This is a genomic window from Chitinophaga sp. 9-1-y (genome assembly GCF_059511905.2).
Genome location: NZ_CM197955.1, coordinates 4,848,660 through 4,866,815, shown reverse-complemented (window position 1 = coordinate 4,866,815; position 18,156 = coordinate 4,848,660). Strand labels below are relative to the sequence as shown.

Here is an 18,156-nt window from a genome sequence, read left to right as displayed (position 1 = left end):
GCAATTTTCTGATGGCCTACATAAGAATAAAGAATAACCCGTTAACGCCTCCACCACCGGTTGATCCAAAACCGGTGGCCAAACATTTTGATATTGTCCTCGGACTCGATTTCCACATGCTGAAAGTGCCGTGGCCGTTTACGCCTTGCCCCATCACGCCTTTTGCAGCATTGATCTTTGATCCGATGGATTACATTCATATCACCCTCCCCGCTATACCGGTGTATACCCCCGGTAAAGGATTTGAGATTGCGCGGAATGTACCCATGGGTGGTACCGTATATTTCAACGGCATGCATAAAGGCGTTGCCCAGGGCGCCCTCTGGGGGATGCCGTCCGTTCCTCCCTTCATGGGGAAATTCAAAGGGCTGGGCAAAGTGGTCAGCAAATTAAATCTCCTGCATTCAGTTATTCCACATCCATTATTCCTATTGCCCAAGTTCTTTCATCCGCATGAAGGCCAGCTATCGCACGGCAGTAAAACAGTGCTCAGCCAGGGGATGTATCAGAGTACGTGGTTATGCAGGGCTTATTCCTGCCAGGATATTGGAAAAATCCTGATGAATAACCCGATTGGAGGTTTCTATCTTAACTTCCTGACCGCCGTAATGGTGGTATTGCCGATTGGAAAACCGGTATTGATAGGAGGTCCCAAAGAAGAACAACAGCTGAAACTGTCGGATCTGATGAACGCCCTCTTCTTTTTAGGGCTGGTGCACGGGTTGAAGTTTTCGTTGAAAATGCTGGGTAAACTGTTGACCAAAGTATTGGCAAAAATAGAATCCCGTTTCCCTAAATTCAACAAGTTCAGGGCAGCCGTACAACCCTCCATCTGTAAGTATTTGGGAGAGCCGGTAGACGCCGCCAGCGGTCATATGACCAGTTACCTGGAAGGCTTTAATTTGCCTGGTCCGATTCCTTTTGTATGGGAAGCCAATTACTACAGCGACAGCCACTATGATGGTCCACTGGGAAAAAATATCTATCATAGTTACGATATGTCGTTGCTGATAAGTGAGGAAGACGAGGTAGTGGTGATGAATGATAACGCCGGCCGGCCGGTAGTATTCCCTTTACTGGAGCGGGGAACCAGCTTTTACCATCCCAAAGAAAAATATGAACTGCATCGCACAACAGCGGGAGAATATTATGTAAGCGATAAAAACGCCTTACAATATCATTTTAACCGCCCTGCTTATAATGACCAGGGACATGGTCAGCTGCGTAGTATCACCAATCGTAACGGGTTTGCGATCCGGTTTTATTATAGCCACGAGGGGCTGTTAGAAAAGATCACAGACAGCGCTCACCGCGATATCCATATCCGTTATAAAGGAGACCGCCTGATTACAGCCATACAGGTACCACATCCGGAACTGGGCGACAGGGGCATACTGGTGGAAATGATGCGTTATACCTACGATAACAAAGGTAACCTCAAAGAAATGTATAATGCGGAAGGGTATCATAACGCCTTTCAGTGGACGGATCGCCATATTATCTCCCGCCGGTTTAACGACGGCACTACCTTTACATTTGATTACGACCGGCATCACCGTTGCATTGCAGCATTAGGCCCGGAAGGCTTATACAGTTACAGGTTTGAATACTTTGAAGGTTATACGGTAGCTACCAATAGCCTGCAACATAAAAAAACGTACTACCATAACAGTGGTATCGTCAACAAAATTGTGAATGGTTATGGCGCCACGCAACTATTCACCTATGATGAAGCAGATAACCTGGTAGCAGAAACCAATGAATTGGGTATTGCCACTACCTATGAATATGATGACCGTGGTAATATGACCAGCCTGCAACTACCGGGAAAGGGCGCCATGCGTATCACCTATAACCAGCAGCAACAGCCTGATACCGTCACCCAGCCGAATGGAGGGATATGGCAGTATGAATATGATGAGGCGGGCAACATCGTGCGGCGCACTGATCCCCTGGGAGTAGTAACGGAATTTGAATACGAACATGGCCAGCTTAGTAAGGTTATCAATGCATTGGGTGCGGGCACCCGTTTGCAACACAATGCACAGCACCTGCTCAGCAATGTTATTTTACCCAATGGTCGTAACATCCACTACGACTATGATTCCCTGGGACGGATAGTAAAGGTGGCAGATTCCACCGGGACTTTGCGGGAACGGCAGTATAATTTGCTGGGCAAACCGATCGAAGAAAAAGATAACACGGGTAATACAGTCAAACTACAATATGATAGCCTGGGTAATGCCATTGCCGTTAGTAACCGGCAACAGTCCGTTGCCCTTCGGTATAATTTTTTTGGAGATGTCATGGAGCGGCGGCAAGGCAATGCTGTCATTCAGTTCGGCTATGACAAGGAAGGGCAATTAGTGCATGTTATCAATGAACACCGGGAAATCTATAGTTTTGAACGGGATGCAGAAGGGCATATAGTGACCGAAAAAGGTTTTGACGGACTAACACGTCAGTATATACGCAATGCAGGCGGCCAGGTAATGCAGGCAACCTTGCCGGATGGTAGTCAGCAAGCTTTCGAATATTCGGCGGCAGGACAGGTGACGACTGTATATTATGAGAAAGATGGCAGCGCGGAGACTTTTGGTTATAACGCGATGGGGGAACTCGTCAGCGCACAAAACCAACATGCTTCCGTACAGTTACAGCGGGATCTGCTGGGATTCGTTATACAGGAAACGAGCAATGAACATGTGTTGAATAGCGAATACAATCAACTGGGGCAACGCGTGGGGCTAAAAAGTAGCCTGGGAGCAACTTTGAGCATGCAGTACAGCACTACTATGAGTTGGCTGGAGCAAATGGAGGCGAATGGTTGGCGTACACAATTCAAATATAATGACCTGGGGCAGGTAACGGAACGTAGCATGACGGGTCGTGTAACCCTGCAAAACCAATTTGATCGTGCAGGCCGGCTGATAGACCAGGTCACGTCAATGGGTAACAAACGGCTGCAACGGCATTATACATGGGATGGCGGCCGGCTGTCAGGGATCAACGACAGTACCACCGGTACCAAACAGTTCAGGCATGATACTTACGGCAACCTGGCGGAAGTGATCTATGGTGACGGCAGTGTGGAATATCGTATGCCCGATTCGGTGGGTAATTTGTTTGAAACCCCGGAGCAGAAAGACCGTAATTATGATAAAGGCGGAAGACTACTGAGTAATAAAAATGCCAGTTATAAATACGATCAGCTGGGTAACCTGGTACGCAAAGAAGAACCGGGTGGCCAGGTATGGCAATATGAGTGGAATCCTGCCGGTATGCTGGAAAGCGTGCTACGACCGAATGGAGAAAGGGTGAGCTTTAAATATGATGCTTTAGGGAGGCGGATTGAGAAACGATACAAACATACCATCACCCGTTGGGTATGGGATGGCAGCAAGCCATTGCATGAGTGGAAAGAGTTCGATGCGAAGGAAAGCAGCGCCGATGATTTGATTACCTGGGTGTTTAATGAAAATAATTTCGCGCCCACCGCTAAGATAAAAGGAGAGAAGAAGTACAGCATCGTAACAGATCAGTTGGGCACACCTATACAAGGATATGATGAAGCCGGAGAGTTAATCTGGCAGCGGGAAATTGACAGTTATGGAAATGTGAGGATGTTACATGGAGATGCCGGGTTTTGTAATTATCTTTATCCGGGGCAGATGATGGACGCGGAAACAGGGTTGGCATATAACCGTTTCCGGTACTACAGCCCGGACGAAGGGATGTATATCAGCCAGGATCCCATCAGGTTAGAAGGCAATAATCCTACCCTGTATGGGTATACGAAGGATCCAAATACCTGGATAGATATTTTAGCCTTGTCTGTTCAGAGTTGTAGTGCCAACAGAGGCCGGGCACAGGCTGAAACGGATATAAAGAATAAAGGTCTTCAGATCATTGGGGAAGAGGTAACCATGGAAGTGAATGGTTCAAGGATTCGGGCTGACTACGTTGCATATGATCCTGCTACAGGAGATATACATGTAATAGAAGTGAAGAATGGAGCCAGTCAGTATACCACCAACCAAACCAATTCCAATGTATTCGACAAAAATAGTTTGGCGAATACCAATAAAACAGGAAACAACAATTTGGATCTGACGAAAGGAAAAACAGCCAATGCAACTATCAGTACCGGCAACCAAACAAAACTGGACGATATAGCGAATGGTATTGGTAATCCGGGTAGTGTTTCCAATGGAACAACATTAAACAACGTTAACTTTCATACAACTTGGTATGATCTATAAAGGATAAAACATGAAAAAAGAAACATTACAGCTTTTGTCATCCAGATTAACAGAAAAGTATAAAGGACTTTCTTCCAAAACACAATTTCAACCAGATAAGATGGTGGTTGAATTTGAAAATGGCAGCATTATAGAAATAAGATTTGATACCTTAAAAGCAGACATCAAAGAGAAAGGAGCATTTCTCCTGAGTTATTCCCTGACAGTAAACAACAGTGAAATATTTGCTATTAAAGAGCAAACGCAAACAAACTCTCTCAATAATCCATTATTGTTTTTTGGGAAAGATTTATACATTTTGCCGGAGAATATGGAAAGACACAGCCGGTATACGGTTTCGTCGTCTAAAAGTACCGCCGAAGTGGTTGACACCATCATAGCTGACTTTGATGAGTATGTATTGCCATTGGGAATGGCCCTAAGTAAAGATTACGCAGCAGCGCTTAAATATTTTGACAACAAAGATTTTCTCATTTGCTTAAAAGACGCCTATGCAACGGCCATCATCATGGCATACCTGACGAAATCACAAAATTGGCTGGCGAAAGATTTACCAACTTTAGTAGACAAATATTCAGAAGGAAATCTTATAAGATTCTATGACTATAGAAGGTCACCTAATCCGCAGGAAAATATTTTAGACAAAATTGCTGCCACCTTCACAAAAGGTAAATGATGAGAAGATAAGGCGGATGGATGATGGCGGTTGACATGAAAGCGATCTTCTTTACAATCTCCATAGCCCTGCCATGATTTCATTCTTTATATCTGCTACTCTTCCCTGGCCGCTGCTGTCATTTACCAATATGATAATGGCGGCATTATGATCCGGATAAAGGTAGCATAGCGCTGCGAAACCGCACCCATCCCTGCCTGTATGCATAATAAAAGGAGTACCATCGTCTTCTTTATCCAGCATCCAGCTTAGCCCCAGGCTCATACCATCTGGTTTGGTAAAAGTAATGGCATGACTTAGGTTAATGGCCGCGTTTTTCTTGTCCAGGTTGGCGGCAGCGTATTTAAGCATATCTGCTGGTGTGGAGAACATGGAAGGCGCTGCCCTGAAACCAGCATCGGGGATAAAGGGTAATACTTTGCCCTGCTCATCGTGGCCCGCAAGTAAATGTTTTTCTTCTTCGGCAGTCAACAGCGGTTTGATGTGTGTGATTCCCATTTGCTTTTTCAGCAACGAAGTAACCAGTTGCTGGAAAGGCGCATGATAGACCCGCTGTAAAATAGCCACCAATACCATCATGGCGTTTCCATTGTAACGATACTTCGTACCGGGAATTGTATCAAGCGTAAAATGATGCATGTCCCGAAACAGGCTGTCAACCGTATAAACGCGATAAAATTCCCGGAATGCTGCTGGCTTTAATTTGGTGACGCTGTCAAGATATTGCTCATCATAGTCTCTCGACATACCGGGCAAAGCAGAAGTGTGATTGGCCAGGTCTACCAGTCGAACCGGATGTCCCTGGTATTGTAAATTAGGATAGCTCCCGGGTAAATATTTTCGGATATCATCCCTTAGTTGCACTTTCTTGTCAAGCACGGCCTGGGCAAGCAGGATGCCTACAAAAGTTTTAGCAATGGAACCCAGGCCAAAGTAAGCGGTGTTTTGACTTAAATCGCCGGGGCCACGATGGAAGGTGTATTGGTGTGGTTCACCATTTTTAATGATGCCAACAGATAAATCAAATGTTACCGGGGATTGCATATAATGTTCGGCTGCCCGTTGCACCAGGCTATCAAGTGAGGTTTTCAGCGGGTTGTTGTGCCGCACTATCGCAGGAACATCCTTTTGCTGGCCAAGGCAGTACTGCGATAAAAGTGTAAATATGGCAAGGGTTTTAAAATGAATAGCCTTCATATGTAGATAACCTTGTAAAGCTTGAAGCAATAAACTACATAAAAGGTGGCTTTTTTCAAAGTGAATTTTATCTTTTGAGGCGAAGGCCCCCATGAGCTATTTGATATTTTAGTCACTAATAATTTGCCAGGCAATAAACTTGCCGGATAATTAAAGGGCATTGGATCTAATTGTCGTATTTTTCATTTATTAATGGCTTTTGAATATTATGATAGACTTATGGAAAGTGCAATTCGGAGATGGATTTATAAAACATGCTGAAAGCAAGTTGCTTTTAATTGGCGGGTTGTATGAAAACGGGTATTTATTCCATTTAAATACCCGTGAGGTAACTTATGTGAATTGTTTTTATGGAGACCCTACCTGTGCTGTTATCAGCCATGACGATCAATGGGCTGCAATGGGAGGATACGATGCACTAACCATTTGGAAGCAGGGAGCTACGTTTGATATCGCCATCAACTATGTTTTTGCCCTCCGGCAAACCGGCCCCGTAGTGATGCAGATTTTAACCGATCCATGGTGTGAAGATGCTGCGATTTGGGAATTAAATGTGACCACGTTTGATCTGCAAAAGGTAAGATCATTTCCCGATTATAGGGACCAGGAATATAGGGATGATGTTAACTGGTAAAACTATCAATAATTCCATAAAATGGAAATAACATATACTACCGAACTGCCAACAGCAGAAAGCATGTATGAACTGTACAGGCATCTCGACTGGAATGGATTTTTGCAACTGGATAAACACCAGCTAATGACTGCCATGCAGCAAAGTTGGTGCGTGGTGACCGCTTATGATGGACATTGCCTGGTGGGCACCGGGAGAATCATTTCAGATGGGGTGATTAACGGGTACCTGTGTGGTTTGGGGGTTCATACGGATTATAGAAAAAAGGGAATCGGTACCGAAATTACCCGTTTGTTGATTACCCAGGGGCAGCAGTATCAGTTGCATTTGCAGTTTTTTTGTGAGCCACACCTGGTATCGTACTATGAAAAGATGCATTTCGAAGTTTTTGCGGTGGGTATGAAAAGAAAACAGGATTAGGTCATCATCTCCTTAAAAAACAAAGCCGCCCCGGGGAATGACTGCGGCAAACAATGTGTTTATTTACTTTTAGCGGCACAAATTATTTTCTATATTGTGCGTTATTCATTCAACATCATGTGATGTTTTAGTCCACGTTATCAGGCCGGCAATAACTTTGTATACCGACGAAAAGCTTCCGAATGGATGAAAAGTGACAATGAAAATGTATTTAACAGGATCCGCCGCCGCTTATTGCTATTTAAAATCGAACAGATGAACCGAAATTTAATGCTGAAAAATCTGGGTATTGCATGTTTTTGCTTTCTTTTTTCTAAACAACTGTTTTCTCAATCTGCCTTTATTCCTCCGTATAAGAATACCTGGACGAAGGCACCCGGGGAAATTCCAACGAATGTGTCGACAGATGCCCCACTGATGGGCAATGGCGACTTACTGGCTACGGTAGGTTATCAGCCGGATAAGCTAAGATTTTATATTTCAAAAACCGATTTTGGGAGATGGGTGTCGAAGTATGGTCACGGGGAGAACGAATTTAACCAGGCTGGTAGCAGGTTGGTAGCCGAGCTCGACATTAACTTTCCCCAGATGGAAGATAAACAGGCAGGTGTTCAGCCATTTTCAGCCAGCCAGGAAATCTGGAATGGTCAAACGACTGCTAAAATCGGGCAAAACATATCCGTTACTTCCTGGGTAGCTGCTACACAAAACCTGGTTTTCGTGCAGGTAAGTGCCCTGAAAAAAGATGTGATGGTATCTGTAGACCTGGGAGCGTCTGAAAATAAAATGGCAAAATTGTCGGCCGGACAGTTGAATAACGTGATCTGGCAAACACGTGCCTTCGAAGAGAACGTAGATATACCTGCCTCCGCATCCATAGCGGTAAAGACAATTAACTACAACAGATCGTCTGAAATGCTTATTAAAAAGGGGCAGCCGCTCGTCCTGGCGATAGCGGTAGAAAGCAACTTCGGGCAGAAGCAGGCATTGGCGTATGTTAAAAACAGTGTAGGTGCTTTGTCATTAAAAAATATACCCCAAATCCTTGCAAAGCATAATGCCTGGTGGAAACAATACTGGCAAAAATCCAGTGTATTCCTGGATGATACAGTAATGATGAAAAGCTATTATCAGGGCCTGTATACAATGGGTGCCTGCAGCAGGAATGTAAATTTCCCTCCCGGTATTTTCGGATGGATTTCCAATGATGCTCCCGCCTGGAATAATGATTATCACCTGAATTACAATTTCGAAGCGCCATTTTATGCGTTATATGCGGCGAACCGCTTGGAGCAGGCATTGCCTTATGACGCGCCGATACTGGCATTTATGCCAAGGGGAAAATGGTATGCAGAACAGGTAACAAATACCAGGGGGGTATTGTACCCGGTAGGAATAGGACCAATGGGGATAGAGATAACGAGACAGGTGGATACATTTTATTCCAGCGTTCATCCAACAGGCATTGAAAAAGGAGGTATGTTCTGGCAGCAACGGTCTAATGCTGCCTATGCCTTACTGAACCTGGGACAACATTGGTATAGTACTTATGATACCAGCTACGCCAAAAAGATTTATCCTTACGGCCTGGCAGTGGCTGAGTTTTGGGAAGATTACCTGAGATGGGAAGACGGTCGGTATGTCATTTACAATGATGCCATACATGAAGGGTCGGGGAACGATATCAATCCTATCCTGTCTTTGGGCCTGGTGCGATATGTTTTCAATTTAGTGATTGATTTGAGCCATGATTTGAATATCAACGAAGATAAAGTGGGGAAATGGAAAAATATATTGAGCCATATCAGTGCATTCCCCACGCAAACAAGGAATGGCAGAACTGTTTTCCGCTACACGGAAAAGGGAATGGATTGGAATCCTGGGAATGGATTGGGGATTCAGCATATCTATCCGTCCAATGCTATCACGTTGGATAGCGATACGGCGTTGTTGTCAGTGTCCCGGAATACCATTGATGAAATGAGGCGGTGGAAAGATCAGAACACCAGCAGCAGTTTCTTTATGGCAGCTATCCGGGTGGGCTATAATGCAGATACGATTTATAATAAGCTGCGTGCTTTTATTGACAATACCCGCCCCAATGGGTTTATTAATAATAACGTACATGGTGTAGAAAATGCTTGTGTGGTAGCCAATGCCATTGATGAAATGTTATGTATGAGCGTGGGAAATGTGATCCGGTTATTCCCGGTGTTGCCAACAGGCGTTGATGCCTCCTTTAGTAAGCTGAGAGCCAATGGCGCGTTTTTAGTGTCGGCCAAAAGAGCATCGGGCAATATTGCTGATGTGGAAGTTATTAGTGAAAGAGGACGGTCTTTGACGTTTGATAATCCCTGGAGGAATAAGAAGGTAAGGGTGATCAGGGGAGGACAACGGGCAGAACTACTTAATGGAACCAGGTTAACCATATCCACCGCTAAAGGGGAAAAGATAAGAATGATACCCGAGTAAGCGGTTGTTGACAAGGTCATAGGTGATATATTTTGAGCAGCCCTGCGATCTCCGCGGGGCTGCTTTGTTGCTATATACAGCCTGAAATAATTATCTTGGCGTCACAAAATCTATCTATGGAAGATAATTACAATCTCTGGTGGGGCCCCCCCAGGAATTTTGCAGACCGGCAGAATGAACGAAAAATCAGCTGGCTCGAATTATTTTATGACCTGGTGTACGTAGCAGCTGTTGGCCAATTGACACATCATATCGCTGAACATCCCACCTGGCAGAGCGTTTGCGCTGCTTTTTTGTTGTTTTCACTGGTTTTCTGGTCGTGGGTAAATGGAAGTCAATATTATGACCTGCATGGCAACGACAGCATCAGAACCCGTTTGTTTACCTTTTTACAAATGCTGGCTGTTGCGGGCGTGGCGATTACGATACAGGATGCATTTGAGGGGCATCAACAGGGATTTGTGATTGCATTTTCGGTGGTGCAATTGATGATTACTTACCTCTGGTGGAGCGTGGGGCTATTTGATCGTTCCCACCGGATCTTTAACCGGTTTTTCACCACCAATTACCTGCTGGCCTTACTGACCCTGGTTATTTCTTATTTTACCAGTTACCAGGTAGCTGTTATATTATGGGTAGTGGCTTTGTTGCTGAACCTGACACCCGGACTGATTGGCGCGCGTACCATTGTACGTGTAGTGCAGGAAAGAGGGCAGGTGTTCAGCGCATCAGCGGCTATAGTAGAGCGGTTTGGTTTATTTGCCATTATCGTATTGGCAGAGAGCATTTTGGCTACCGTTAATGGCGTGGCGGAGGTAAAAGATAAACACCTGACGGTTTGGATAGCCTTTATATTGGGTATTTTGATCGCCTTTTTACTCTGGTGCCTCTACTTTGATATGACGAGTGAACAGGAAACCAAGAAAGGATATAGTTACATGCAGTGGCTGGTGTTCCTGCATTATCCGCTACTGGGGGCTTTCTGTGTGGTGGGTGGTTGTATTAAAACCATATTGGCAGATATTGATGTGCCACTGTCGCCCACCATACAATGGATGTTTAGTATTGCGTTGGCGGTCACTGTTTTTATGATTGTGGGGATTGCAAAAATTATGGAGGAAGAGGAAGAAGACAGGGTATATATCCAACCAGTATCAAAATTATTAATGATAGTTGGGGTTATATTATTGGTTGTTCCTGCATTTGGTCAATATTTAAGTAATCTCGCATTCCTGGGCATCCTGGCAGGCGTATTGTTTGTACCTGTTTTTGTTGGGATCCGGAGTTGGGTACGGTATAAATTTTTTAGCCAGCATATTATCGAAGAATAATGTCTGCATACAACGGAGGAATAAAAAGCGCGCAGTTTTTTATTCCTCCGCTGTTTAAGGCGAGGCCGTCAGGCTTTCGTTAAATGTAGCTGCACAATGTTATTGGTGAGCAGTTTGTGTTCCTTCAGATTAAACCTGCTCTCCAAATCAAAGTTGGTTCCCAGTTCTCCGCCGTTACCGGTAATGGTGGGAATGATGTTGAAGTAGATGTCTGTTGCCAGGTTTTTATCCAGGAAGGCATTATAGGTTTTGGTGCCACCGCCTACTGCTACCGTGTCGAATCCTTTTTCCTGGAGGTATTTAATAGCGGCCTCGGGGCTGCTGACTACTTTGTAGGTAGCTGTATCCTGCAGGGTGTTGGACAGCAACACAATTTCTAACCCGGCAAGGAAGCCTTTTGCAGCCTCCGGAAGTTGCTGAATAAATTCGAAGGTAGATCTGCCAAGTACCATGTTCCGTGCCTGCATGGCTACCTGGATGAAGCTGGTAACTGCCTCTGGAGGAGCTTCATGGTGTTTGTTTTCAGACAGTAGTACTTTCCCATTGGCCGAGATATTGGCCACTAATGTTATAGTCATAAAGTATGCTTTTATCGATTGGGTGTAAAGCTACCGGATGCTGATTTTATCTTCACTATTCGTTACCTTTAGGTAAGTAACTTTTATTTAAAATGATATCAATTGAATTTGGAAATGCTTCGCTTTGTAAAGAAGCCAGGTTGGCTTTAAGAGATGCGATTGAGTTATTAGGAGGTAAATGGAAGATTTGTATCCTGCAGCACTTGGAGCTGGGTACAAAACGATTTAAAGATTTGCAGGAAAAGATGGAGGGTATCTCTTCCAAAGTATTATCGGAGGAGCTGCTGGAATTAGAGCAGAACCTCCTGATAACAAGAACGGTTAATAACACCAGGCCGGTGACGGTTTCTTATTCCCTGACACCATTCGCCTATGAGGCACAAGCCGTATACGATGCCTTGCTGGCATTTGGCATCGCACAAAGAAAGCGGATTAAAGGCAATTTATCTACCGTATAGGCGTGATAGTTTTAGTCATAAGTGTTTCTTCATAGCCCACATTATAGTGATAGATAATAAAATCTTTCACCTTCTGCCATCCGTTTTTATAGTAGAATGCCAGTCCTTCCGGTGATGCTGCCAGCTGTAATGTGGTTAATCCCAGGCTTGCCGCATAACCTTCCAGGTGATCCATTAGTAGTTTACCTATTCCCTGCCGCATGTTTTCCAATCTTGTGTAGAAGCCTACTACCGCATCACCATCTAAGGCAATAGTACCAACAACCTGGTTGCCGATTTCCGCGCAGAATACTGCCTGACTGGAGAGTTTCTCGTGTAGCACCGGTATGGAATAATACCGGGTAAATATTTCCCATTGCTCGTCGCTGTAGTGGGGCCTCAGCATTTTTTGAGCGTTATGAAGGATCAGTTCACTTAATGTTGCTGCATCGGAGGGCCGGGCGTTTCTGATATGGATGGTAGGCATATGATGGGTGTTGAAATGAAGGAGGCGATAAGCTCCATAAAACAGCAATTTAGCAAATTGGCTACAATTGCTGTTTTAAATTACGTATCACTTCAACACGATCACTTTCTCCAAATTAACATGTAATCCTTTCAGCGCGGTATAGGTCAGCTTATCCATAGTGGCGTCATCAAAGCATACTGTTTGCAGGTCGCGGTATGATTTATTGGTGATGGAAAAGGGGAGTTTGAAAGATACATTTTGCAATGTGGCGCCTTTAAACGAGGCATTTTTCAGGGCAGATTTGTTGAACTGCACGCCAACGAAGGTTTGGCCGTCGAAACAACAATCCTGCAGGTTACATTGATTGAAATCTACGCCGTTGAAGATACAGCGCTCAAAGCGCGTTTTGTTAAGTTCGGTTTTGGTGAAATTCACATCCGTCAGGGTTACATCCGTGAATTTCGCTCCCTGCCCGGACATATTGAGTGTAGTGCGTACCAGGGTAGATTGATGGAAGTGCGCATCTGTAAGGTCAACGATGGAGAAATGGCAGTCCGTCAGATTGGTGCGTTCGAAATTGGCTTCCTGGGCATCCAGGGTGTCGAATGAACTGCCGGTTAAGTCGGCCCCGGTAAAGTCGGCTGCACGCAGTGGTGTTACTTTGAATTTCCCTTTATGTAAGATAACGCCCGTGAAGTCTTCCTGCTGCAGATCTATAGCATTGAGGTTGATGAGCACCTGTCGTTCCCGCGAGCGGGAGGGAGGATTAACATCCTTTGCCGGTTGCGTTGGCGGAGATGCCATGGGGGCTGTTTCGGTAGTCTTACCCGGTATATTTTCCGAGAAATGATTAAGGTCAACACCCAATATTTCTGCCAGGCGATTAAAAGTGGTGATGTCGGGCATCGATTCTCCCCGTTCCCACTTGCCGACCGCCTGCGGACTAATAAAGAGTTGTTGTGCCAGCCGTGCCTGGGACATCCCTTGCGCCTTCCGCGCCTGGGCAATTTTACCACCAATAGTCTGGGTATCCATATTGTATTTTTTTACCCTCCAAAGATATTGTGCTTCACACAGGGAATCAACAAAAAGCCACAACGGTTAGTTGTAATTACGCTACTTACAGTGTTTTTTACGAAATATTTGACAGGAATGTCCCCTTTTGGTCAGTTCGGTCGTCATAAAGCCAAACACATGATTTATGACCAGGAAAACAGCTTTGCACATTATTTCCAGCGCCCGGGGCAACGACTCACATAGCAGGGCCTTGAGTTCGGCAATTATCGACAAATTAATCAGCAAAGGGGAGATTGACACTGTAGTGGAAAGGGATTTAACAAAGGAAACACCGCCATTTATAAAGGAAGACCTGGTAGGCGCATTTTATACAAACCCCGGGTCAACGGAGCAGCAACAATTATTAAAGTATGCGGATACGGTGGTGAATGATGTTAGTAGGGCAGATGTCTTAGTGATTGGTACGCCCATGTATAACCTGGGCATGTCGGCCGTATTAAAGGCCTGGATTGATCAGTTGGTTCGCTTTGGGATCACCTATGGGTATGATGGAAACGGTGTCAGGAGTGGCCGTTTAAATGGTAAGAAGATATACCTGGCCATCGCTTCCGGTGGCAGACTGGCAGACTGGCCCAACGGGCATGAGTTTATAGCCTCGCATATTGAAGCCGTTATTCATGCGTATGTAGGATTGGCAGAAATTCATACATTCAGGGTAGAAGGAACGGTAATGCCTGGTTTTCAGGCAGACTACCAAAAGATTTTAGCGCATTTATAATATTACAGGACCATGAAAGAATTCGCATTAATTTTCAGAATAGGGGATATCGCTGATTTCAGGCCATCACCGGAGCAAATGAAGGAACGCATGGAGTGGTTAGCTGCCCTTGATCTGCAACATAAATTAGCAGATAAAGGAAACTCATTGCTGCCAACTGCCGGAAGTGCCAAAACAGTAAAGGCAGATAATGTGGTGACCGATGGTCCTTATACGGAAATTAAAGAGTTCATTGTAGGGTATGTAATTATCAGGGCCAATGATATTGAGGAGGCCGTGGCAATCGCAAAAACAAGCCCGGTGTTTAAAATAAACGGGAATGTGGAAGTAAGGGAGATACTAGGGCGGTAGTGTTTGAATGGGATTCGTTTTATTAATGGCACGATTAGTCAGATTAGAATATCAGTCAGCCGGGGATCTCCCCGGTTGTTCTTTTTTGAAGAGTTAGTAAGGCTGGTTTAAGTGATCTTTTGTTAATCTGGTATTGTTAAACTCAATATATAAATCCTCCGCAGTATAAAGAGGAGTATTGTATTTATGTTAGATAAGCAATTTTTAGAGATTATTCAACTCATCAGAAACGCGCGAATTTCTGCAATAAGATCAGTTAATACTGAATTAATCAATCTGTATTGGAATATAGGTGAGTATATTAGTAAAAAGGTAAAGTGGGCGGAGTGGGGGCAATCAGTGGTGAGTGATTTGGCATTGTATATTCAACATAACGAGCCCGAACTTAAGGGGTTCTCCAAAAAAAACATTTGGCGGATGAAACAGTTTTATGAAATTTACGAGTCTTCTCCGAAAGTAACCCCTTTGTTAAGAGAAGTCTCCTGGACTAATAATTTGACTATTTTTAGCCGTACAAAATCTGAGGAAGAGCGTGAATTTTATCTTAAGCTATGTATTCGGGAAAAATATAGCGCAAGAGAACTAGATAGACAAATTAGTAGTGGCATTTTTGAGAGGACGGTAATCGGTAACTCAAAACTCTCAGCAGTGCTGAGACAAATTCACCCTAATGTAACTAATACGTTTAAAGATAGTTATGTATTTGATTTTTTAAATATTAAAGAACCATTTAACGAAAATGACCTGCAAAAGGGATTAGTAAAGCAAATGAAGAACTTTATTCTTGAATTAGGTAAGGACTTTTTATTTGTTGCAGAGGAATATAAAATTCAAGTTGGGAACTATGATTTTTATATTGATTTATTATTTTATCACAGGGGGCTACAGTGTTTGGTTGCTTTTGAACTAAAGGCAGATAGATTTAAACCAGAGCATATGGGGCAAATCAATTTGTACCTCGAAGCATTGGATAGAGACGTTAAGAATGATAATGAGAATCCAAGTATTGGAATATTGCTTTGTAGAGATAAAGATAGGGAAGTGGTTGAATATACGCTAAGCCGGTGTTTATCACCAACACTTATTGCAGAATACCATACCAAACTTCCGGATAAGAATCTTCTTCAAAAAAAGCTTCACGATATTTTCGAAGAAGAAGAGATGTTTAAAAAAACAGGAAACTTAGTATAGAAAATAGTACCCCCAGGAACGGGCATGATGGCCTAATAAAATCCCATTCTCAACAGGATAATATAATTATTGTCATGTTCAAAATAGCCCGCTACCTACTGGCCGCATTTATCGGATCTGCCGGCTTCACCCACCATCCCCCGCACTTATTTTCTTACATTATGAGACACAAAATTCTAAGTTATGCTCAATAGAAAATTTGCATCCAAAACCTGCCTGGTAGCGGCTTTTAGCATGATAGGGGCGCTGACGGTATCTGCACAACCCCGTGTATCATCCGTAGCTGCCCCCGCGAAGCCGGTTGCTGCCCTGACGGTGTACCAGCAGGAATTTAACTATGGCTACCTGGAAGGTCAAAAGTATCGCCAACGTAACGATCAGGCGGGTTATCAGTACATGTTGAATCACTATCGTTCGGCCTGGCAAATGTATCCCGAAAACGGTGAATTTTACCGTGGCAGAATAGACGGCCTGAATGCCGGCTGGAACAATAATGTGATTGATCTCTAAGGTTCATTTGTGTCAACACTGAAAGCGTGATACGTTCTAAAGAAGGTATCCCGCTTTTTTTACGCCTATCCTTGTTAATGATTATTTAATATGTACATCACTTTCATCGTTTAATTTTGTTGCTGTCGAATTCGGTACTGTAATGACCCAGGAAATTAAAGATTTGTCAGACAAAGACCTGCTACAACAATGCGCAGAAGGTGATAATACCGCCTTCAACGAATTGTTTCGCCGCTATTTTAATAAACTGTACCATTACACGCTCAGCTTTACCAAAGACAGCCTGGTGGCTGAAGAGCTCGTGATGGATGTAATGCTCAACCTATGGCTGAGAAAAGGAGATATTACCATCACAGATAGTTTGAATCCTTATCTTTTCCGTGCCATGAAAAATACCCTGATCAACTACTGGCGGAAAAAAATCCTTCCTACTACTGCGCTGAAAATTTCTGAAGAAATTGATTTTGCAGATGCCCGTTCTGCGGACCACACCATCCTAACCAATGAACTTGATAATTTGTATGCACAGCAGTTGCAGGCATTGAGCCCCCAGCGTAAGAAAGTATTTGAGTTGAGCCGCCACGAGGACCTTACCTACCCGGAAATAGCCAGCCAGTTGAACCTTTCGGTTAAAACAGTGGAACATCATATGAGTGCCTCCCTGGTTTTTCTGAGAAAGAAACTGAAACCATTGTCAGATGCAACGATCATTCTCCTCCTCCTGTTATCTCAATAAAAATTTTTAGCCTGCATTAGGGGTACCGTTCTTTTTTGGTGTTTTAAACAGTATAAGCACAAAAATGGAAATGCGGGTTGACAAAGCACTCATAAAAAAATTCATCAGCAATAACTGCACACCAGCGGAAATAGCAGCTATCCGCCGTTTCCTGGAACAACCCGGAGCCGACGAGGTGTTTGAAGATATCCTCAATGAACGGTGGGAGAATAGTGATCCGGAGATACCGGTGGATGAAATACAGCAGCAGCACTGGGAAAACAAATTTCAGCAGAAGATAGCACAGCTCACTACACCATCTCCAAAGAAAATTAAACGGGCTACTTATCTAAAATACGCCGCCATATGGGCGCCGCTGATCATGCTGGCCGGCATTGGTGCATATCTTATGCGCAACCATTCGAAGCCTGCCACGGTAGCTATGCTGACCAGCAGCACCACTACCGGGAAACTATTGAAAATTCAGTTGTCTGATAGTACCATCGTGCATTTAAATGCGTCCAGCAGCCTGCAATACCCGGAAACGTTTTCTGGGAATAACCGTACGGTGGTGCTCCACGGAGAAGCTTTCTTTGAAGTAAAACAGGATGATAAACATCCCTTCTTTGTTACCACAGATAAATTGCAGGTACAGGTATTGGGCACCTCGTTTAATGTGAGGTCGTATGCAGACGATGCTGATATAGCCGTTACCGTTACCACGGGTAAAGTAGGCGTAACCGTGCCGGAACTGGCCAATACAGCGGCCACCATCTTATTGCCCGATCAGGAGTTCAGCTATACAAAATATGCACATCTTACTAAAGTATCCCCGGTAAACGCCATGGATAGTAAGGCCTGGGGAGAAGGCGCCTTTATATTTAATTACGAAACACTGGAAAATATCACGAAACGCCTGTCACGATGGTACGGTGTTACCTTTGTATGTACAAATGACATGTTGCTGCAAAGACGTTTTAAGCTAAAGCTAAAGAACGAAAACCTCCACAATATTATGTCCGCCCTGAGTACTGCCGGCGATGGATTTAAGTATGAATGCAACAACAAACAAATCATCATCAAATAAGTCTGTCACCTTAAAAAATCCGTATGTGATC

General features: G+C 44.1%; 17 protein-coding genes. 13 read left to right on the top strand and 4 right to left on the bottom strand.

Features of this window, described 5'->3' with window-relative positions; translation table 11 throughout:
- The first annotated feature begins 11 nt into the window (after positions 1-11).
- Together AC5ZC7_RS19100 and AC5ZC7_RS19095 are read left to right on the top strand one after the other, a co-directional pair.
- Positions 12-4,262, top strand: coding sequence for a DUF6531 domain-containing protein (locus AC5ZC7_RS19100; RefSeq protein ID WP_496157302.1), 4,251 nt, complete (start codon positions 12-14; stop codon positions 4,260-4,262).
- A gap of 10 nt (positions 4,263-4,272) precedes the next feature.
- Positions 4,273-4,938: a hypothetical protein gene (locus AC5ZC7_RS19095; protein WP_496157303.1), complete on the top strand. Its 666-nt coding sequence runs from the start codon at positions 4,273-4,275 to the stop codon at positions 4,936-4,938.
- A 51-nt stretch (positions 4,939-4,989) separates the two neighbouring features.
- Here the strand turns inward: AC5ZC7_RS19095 and AC5ZC7_RS19090 are convergent, their stop codons facing one another.
- On the bottom strand, positions 4,990-6,135 hold the full coding sequence (locus AC5ZC7_RS19090) for a serine hydrolase (protein ID WP_496157304.1): 1,146 nt from the start codon (positions 6,133-6,135) through the stop codon (positions 4,990-4,992).
- A 208-nt stretch (positions 6,136-6,343) separates the two neighbouring features.
- On the opposite strand from AC5ZC7_RS19090, the gene AC5ZC7_RS19085 reads away from it, so the two are divergent.
- From AC5ZC7_RS19085 to AC5ZC7_RS19070, 4 genes are all read left to right on the top strand, one after another.
- Positions 6,344-6,769 (top strand): hypothetical protein, encoded by a 426-nt coding sequence (locus AC5ZC7_RS19085; RefSeq protein WP_496157305.1) that lies wholly within the window; start codon positions 6,344-6,346, stop codon positions 6,767-6,769.
- A gap of 21 nt (positions 6,770-6,790) precedes the next feature.
- The gene (locus AC5ZC7_RS19080) at positions 6,791-7,189 is read left to right on the top strand and encodes a GNAT family N-acetyltransferase (RefSeq protein ID WP_496157306.1); all 399 of its coding nucleotides are present in this window, start codon (positions 6,791-6,793) and stop codon (positions 7,187-7,189) included.
- A gap of 255 nt (positions 7,190-7,444) precedes the next feature.
- Entirely contained in the window at positions 7,445-9,661 is a 2,217-nt protein-coding gene (locus AC5ZC7_RS19075) for a glycosyl hydrolase family 95 catalytic domain-containing protein (RefSeq protein ID WP_496157307.1), read from the top strand.
- 116 nt (positions 9,662-9,777) lie between these two features.
- A complete protein-coding gene (locus AC5ZC7_RS19070; protein ID WP_496157308.1) occupies positions 9,778-10,992 on the top strand; it encodes a low temperature requirement protein A in 1,215 nt (404 codons plus the stop codon).
- 68 nt (positions 10,993-11,060) lie between these two features.
- Here the strand turns inward: AC5ZC7_RS19070 and AC5ZC7_RS19065 are convergent, their stop codons facing one another.
- Positions 11,061-11,570 (bottom strand): dihydrofolate reductase, encoded by a 510-nt coding sequence (locus AC5ZC7_RS19065; RefSeq protein WP_496157309.1) that lies wholly within the window; start codon positions 11,568-11,570, stop codon positions 11,061-11,063.
- 92 nt (positions 11,571-11,662) lie between these two features.
- On the opposite strand from AC5ZC7_RS19065, the gene AC5ZC7_RS19060 reads away from it, so the two are divergent.
- On the top strand, positions 11,663-12,028 hold the full coding sequence (locus AC5ZC7_RS19060; protein ID WP_496157310.1) for a winged helix-turn-helix transcriptional regulator: 366 nt from the start codon (positions 11,663-11,665) through the stop codon (positions 12,026-12,028).
- Here AC5ZC7_RS19060 and AC5ZC7_RS19055 read toward each other — a convergent pair.
- Together AC5ZC7_RS19055 and AC5ZC7_RS19050 are read right to left on the bottom strand one after the other, a co-directional pair.
- The gene (locus AC5ZC7_RS19055) at positions 12,018-12,494 is read right to left on the bottom strand and encodes a GNAT family N-acetyltransferase (protein ID WP_496157311.1); all 477 of its coding nucleotides are present in this window, start codon (positions 12,492-12,494) and stop codon (positions 12,018-12,020) included. The two genes, AC5ZC7_RS19060 and AC5ZC7_RS19055, sit on opposite strands and share 11 nt — an antisense overlap.
- Positions 12,495-12,581: 87 nt before the next feature.
- Complete coding sequence (locus tag AC5ZC7_RS19050) at positions 12,582-13,511, bottom strand: pentapeptide repeat-containing protein (RefSeq protein WP_496157312.1); 930 nt, start codon at positions 13,509-13,511, stop codon at positions 12,582-12,584.
- A gap of 166 nt (positions 13,512-13,677) precedes the next feature.
- On the opposite strand from AC5ZC7_RS19050, the gene AC5ZC7_RS19045 reads away from it, so the two are divergent.
- From AC5ZC7_RS19045 to AC5ZC7_RS19020, 6 genes are all read left to right on the top strand, one after another.
- Positions 13,678-14,271: an NAD(P)H-dependent oxidoreductase gene (locus AC5ZC7_RS19045; protein WP_496157313.1), complete on the top strand. Its 594-nt coding sequence runs from the start codon at positions 13,678-13,680 to the stop codon at positions 14,269-14,271.
- A 12-nt stretch (positions 14,272-14,283) separates the two neighbouring features.
- Positions 14,284-14,622 carry a YciI family protein gene (locus AC5ZC7_RS19040; protein ID WP_496157314.1) on the top strand — a complete coding sequence of 113 codons (339 nt, stop codon included), beginning with the start codon at positions 14,284-14,286 and terminating at the stop codon, positions 14,620-14,622.
- Positions 14,623-14,808: 186 nt separating this feature from the next.
- Positions 14,809-15,813, top strand: a complete 1,005-nt coding sequence (locus AC5ZC7_RS19035; RefSeq protein WP_496157315.1) for a PDDEXK nuclease domain-containing protein — start codon at positions 14,809-14,811, stop codon at positions 15,811-15,813.
- 183 nt (positions 15,814-15,996) lie between these two features.
- Positions 15,997-16,323 (top strand): hypothetical protein, encoded by a 327-nt coding sequence (locus AC5ZC7_RS19030; RefSeq protein ID WP_496157316.1) that lies wholly within the window; start codon positions 15,997-15,999, stop codon positions 16,321-16,323.
- Positions 16,324-16,465: 142 nt separating this feature from the next.
- Entirely contained in the window at positions 16,466-17,059 is a 594-nt protein-coding gene (locus tag AC5ZC7_RS19025) for an RNA polymerase sigma-70 factor (protein WP_496157317.1), read from the top strand.
- A 64-nt stretch (positions 17,060-17,123) separates the two neighbouring features.
- Positions 17,124-18,125 carry a FecR domain-containing protein gene (locus AC5ZC7_RS19020; RefSeq protein WP_496157318.1) on the top strand — a complete coding sequence of 334 codons (1,002 nt, stop codon included), beginning with the start codon at positions 17,124-17,126 and terminating at the stop codon, positions 18,123-18,125.
- Positions 18,126-18,156: the final 31 nt, after the last annotated feature.

Excerpts from the sequence above, each read along its gene's own strand:
- AC5ZC7_RS19100 (WP_496157302.1), top strand. The coding sequence starts at position 12 with ATGGCCTACATAAGAATAAAGAATAACCCGTTAACGCCTCCACCACCG.
- AC5ZC7_RS19095 (WP_496157303.1), top strand. The coding sequence starts at position 4,273 with ATGAAAAAAGAAACATTACAGCTTTTGTCATCCAGATTAACAGAAAAG.
- AC5ZC7_RS19090 (WP_496157304.1), bottom strand. The coding sequence starts at position 6,135 with ATGAAGGCTATTCATTTTAAAACCCTTGCCATATTTACACTTTTATCG.
- AC5ZC7_RS19085 (WP_496157305.1), top strand. The coding sequence starts at position 6,344 with ATGATAGACTTATGGAAAGTGCAATTCGGAGATGGATTTATAAAACAT.
- AC5ZC7_RS19080 (WP_496157306.1), top strand. The coding sequence starts at position 6,791 with ATGGAAATAACATATACTACCGAACTGCCAACAGCAGAAAGCATGTAT.
- AC5ZC7_RS19075 (WP_496157307.1), top strand. The coding sequence starts at position 7,445 with ATGAACCGAAATTTAATGCTGAAAAATCTGGGTATTGCATGTTTTTGC.
- AC5ZC7_RS19070 (WP_496157308.1), top strand. The coding sequence starts at position 9,778 with ATGGAAGATAATTACAATCTCTGGTGGGGCCCCCCCAGGAATTTTGCA.
- AC5ZC7_RS19065 (WP_496157309.1), bottom strand. The coding sequence starts at position 11,570 with ATGACTATAACATTAGTGGCCAATATCTCGGCCAATGGGAAAGTACTA.
- AC5ZC7_RS19060 (WP_496157310.1), top strand. The coding sequence starts at position 11,663 with ATGATATCAATTGAATTTGGAAATGCTTCGCTTTGTAAAGAAGCCAGG.
- AC5ZC7_RS19055 (WP_496157311.1), bottom strand. The coding sequence starts at position 12,494 with ATGCCTACCATCCATATCAGAAACGCCCGGCCCTCCGATGCAGCAACA.
- AC5ZC7_RS19050 (WP_496157312.1), bottom strand. The coding sequence starts at position 13,511 with ATGGATACCCAGACTATTGGTGGTAAAATTGCCCAGGCGCGGAAGGCG.
- AC5ZC7_RS19045 (WP_496157313.1), top strand. The coding sequence starts at position 13,678 with ATGACCAGGAAAACAGCTTTGCACATTATTTCCAGCGCCCGGGGCAAC.
- AC5ZC7_RS19040 (WP_496157314.1), top strand. The coding sequence starts at position 14,284 with ATGAAAGAATTCGCATTAATTTTCAGAATAGGGGATATCGCTGATTTC.
- AC5ZC7_RS19035 (WP_496157315.1), top strand. The coding sequence starts at position 14,809 with ATGTTAGATAAGCAATTTTTAGAGATTATTCAACTCATCAGAAACGCG.
- AC5ZC7_RS19030 (WP_496157316.1), top strand. The coding sequence starts at position 15,997 with ATGCTCAATAGAAAATTTGCATCCAAAACCTGCCTGGTAGCGGCTTTT.
- AC5ZC7_RS19025 (WP_496157317.1), top strand. The coding sequence starts at position 16,466 with ATGACCCAGGAAATTAAAGATTTGTCAGACAAAGACCTGCTACAACAA.
- AC5ZC7_RS19020 (WP_496157318.1), top strand. The coding sequence starts at position 17,124 with ATGGAAATGCGGGTTGACAAAGCACTCATAAAAAAATTCATCAGCAAT.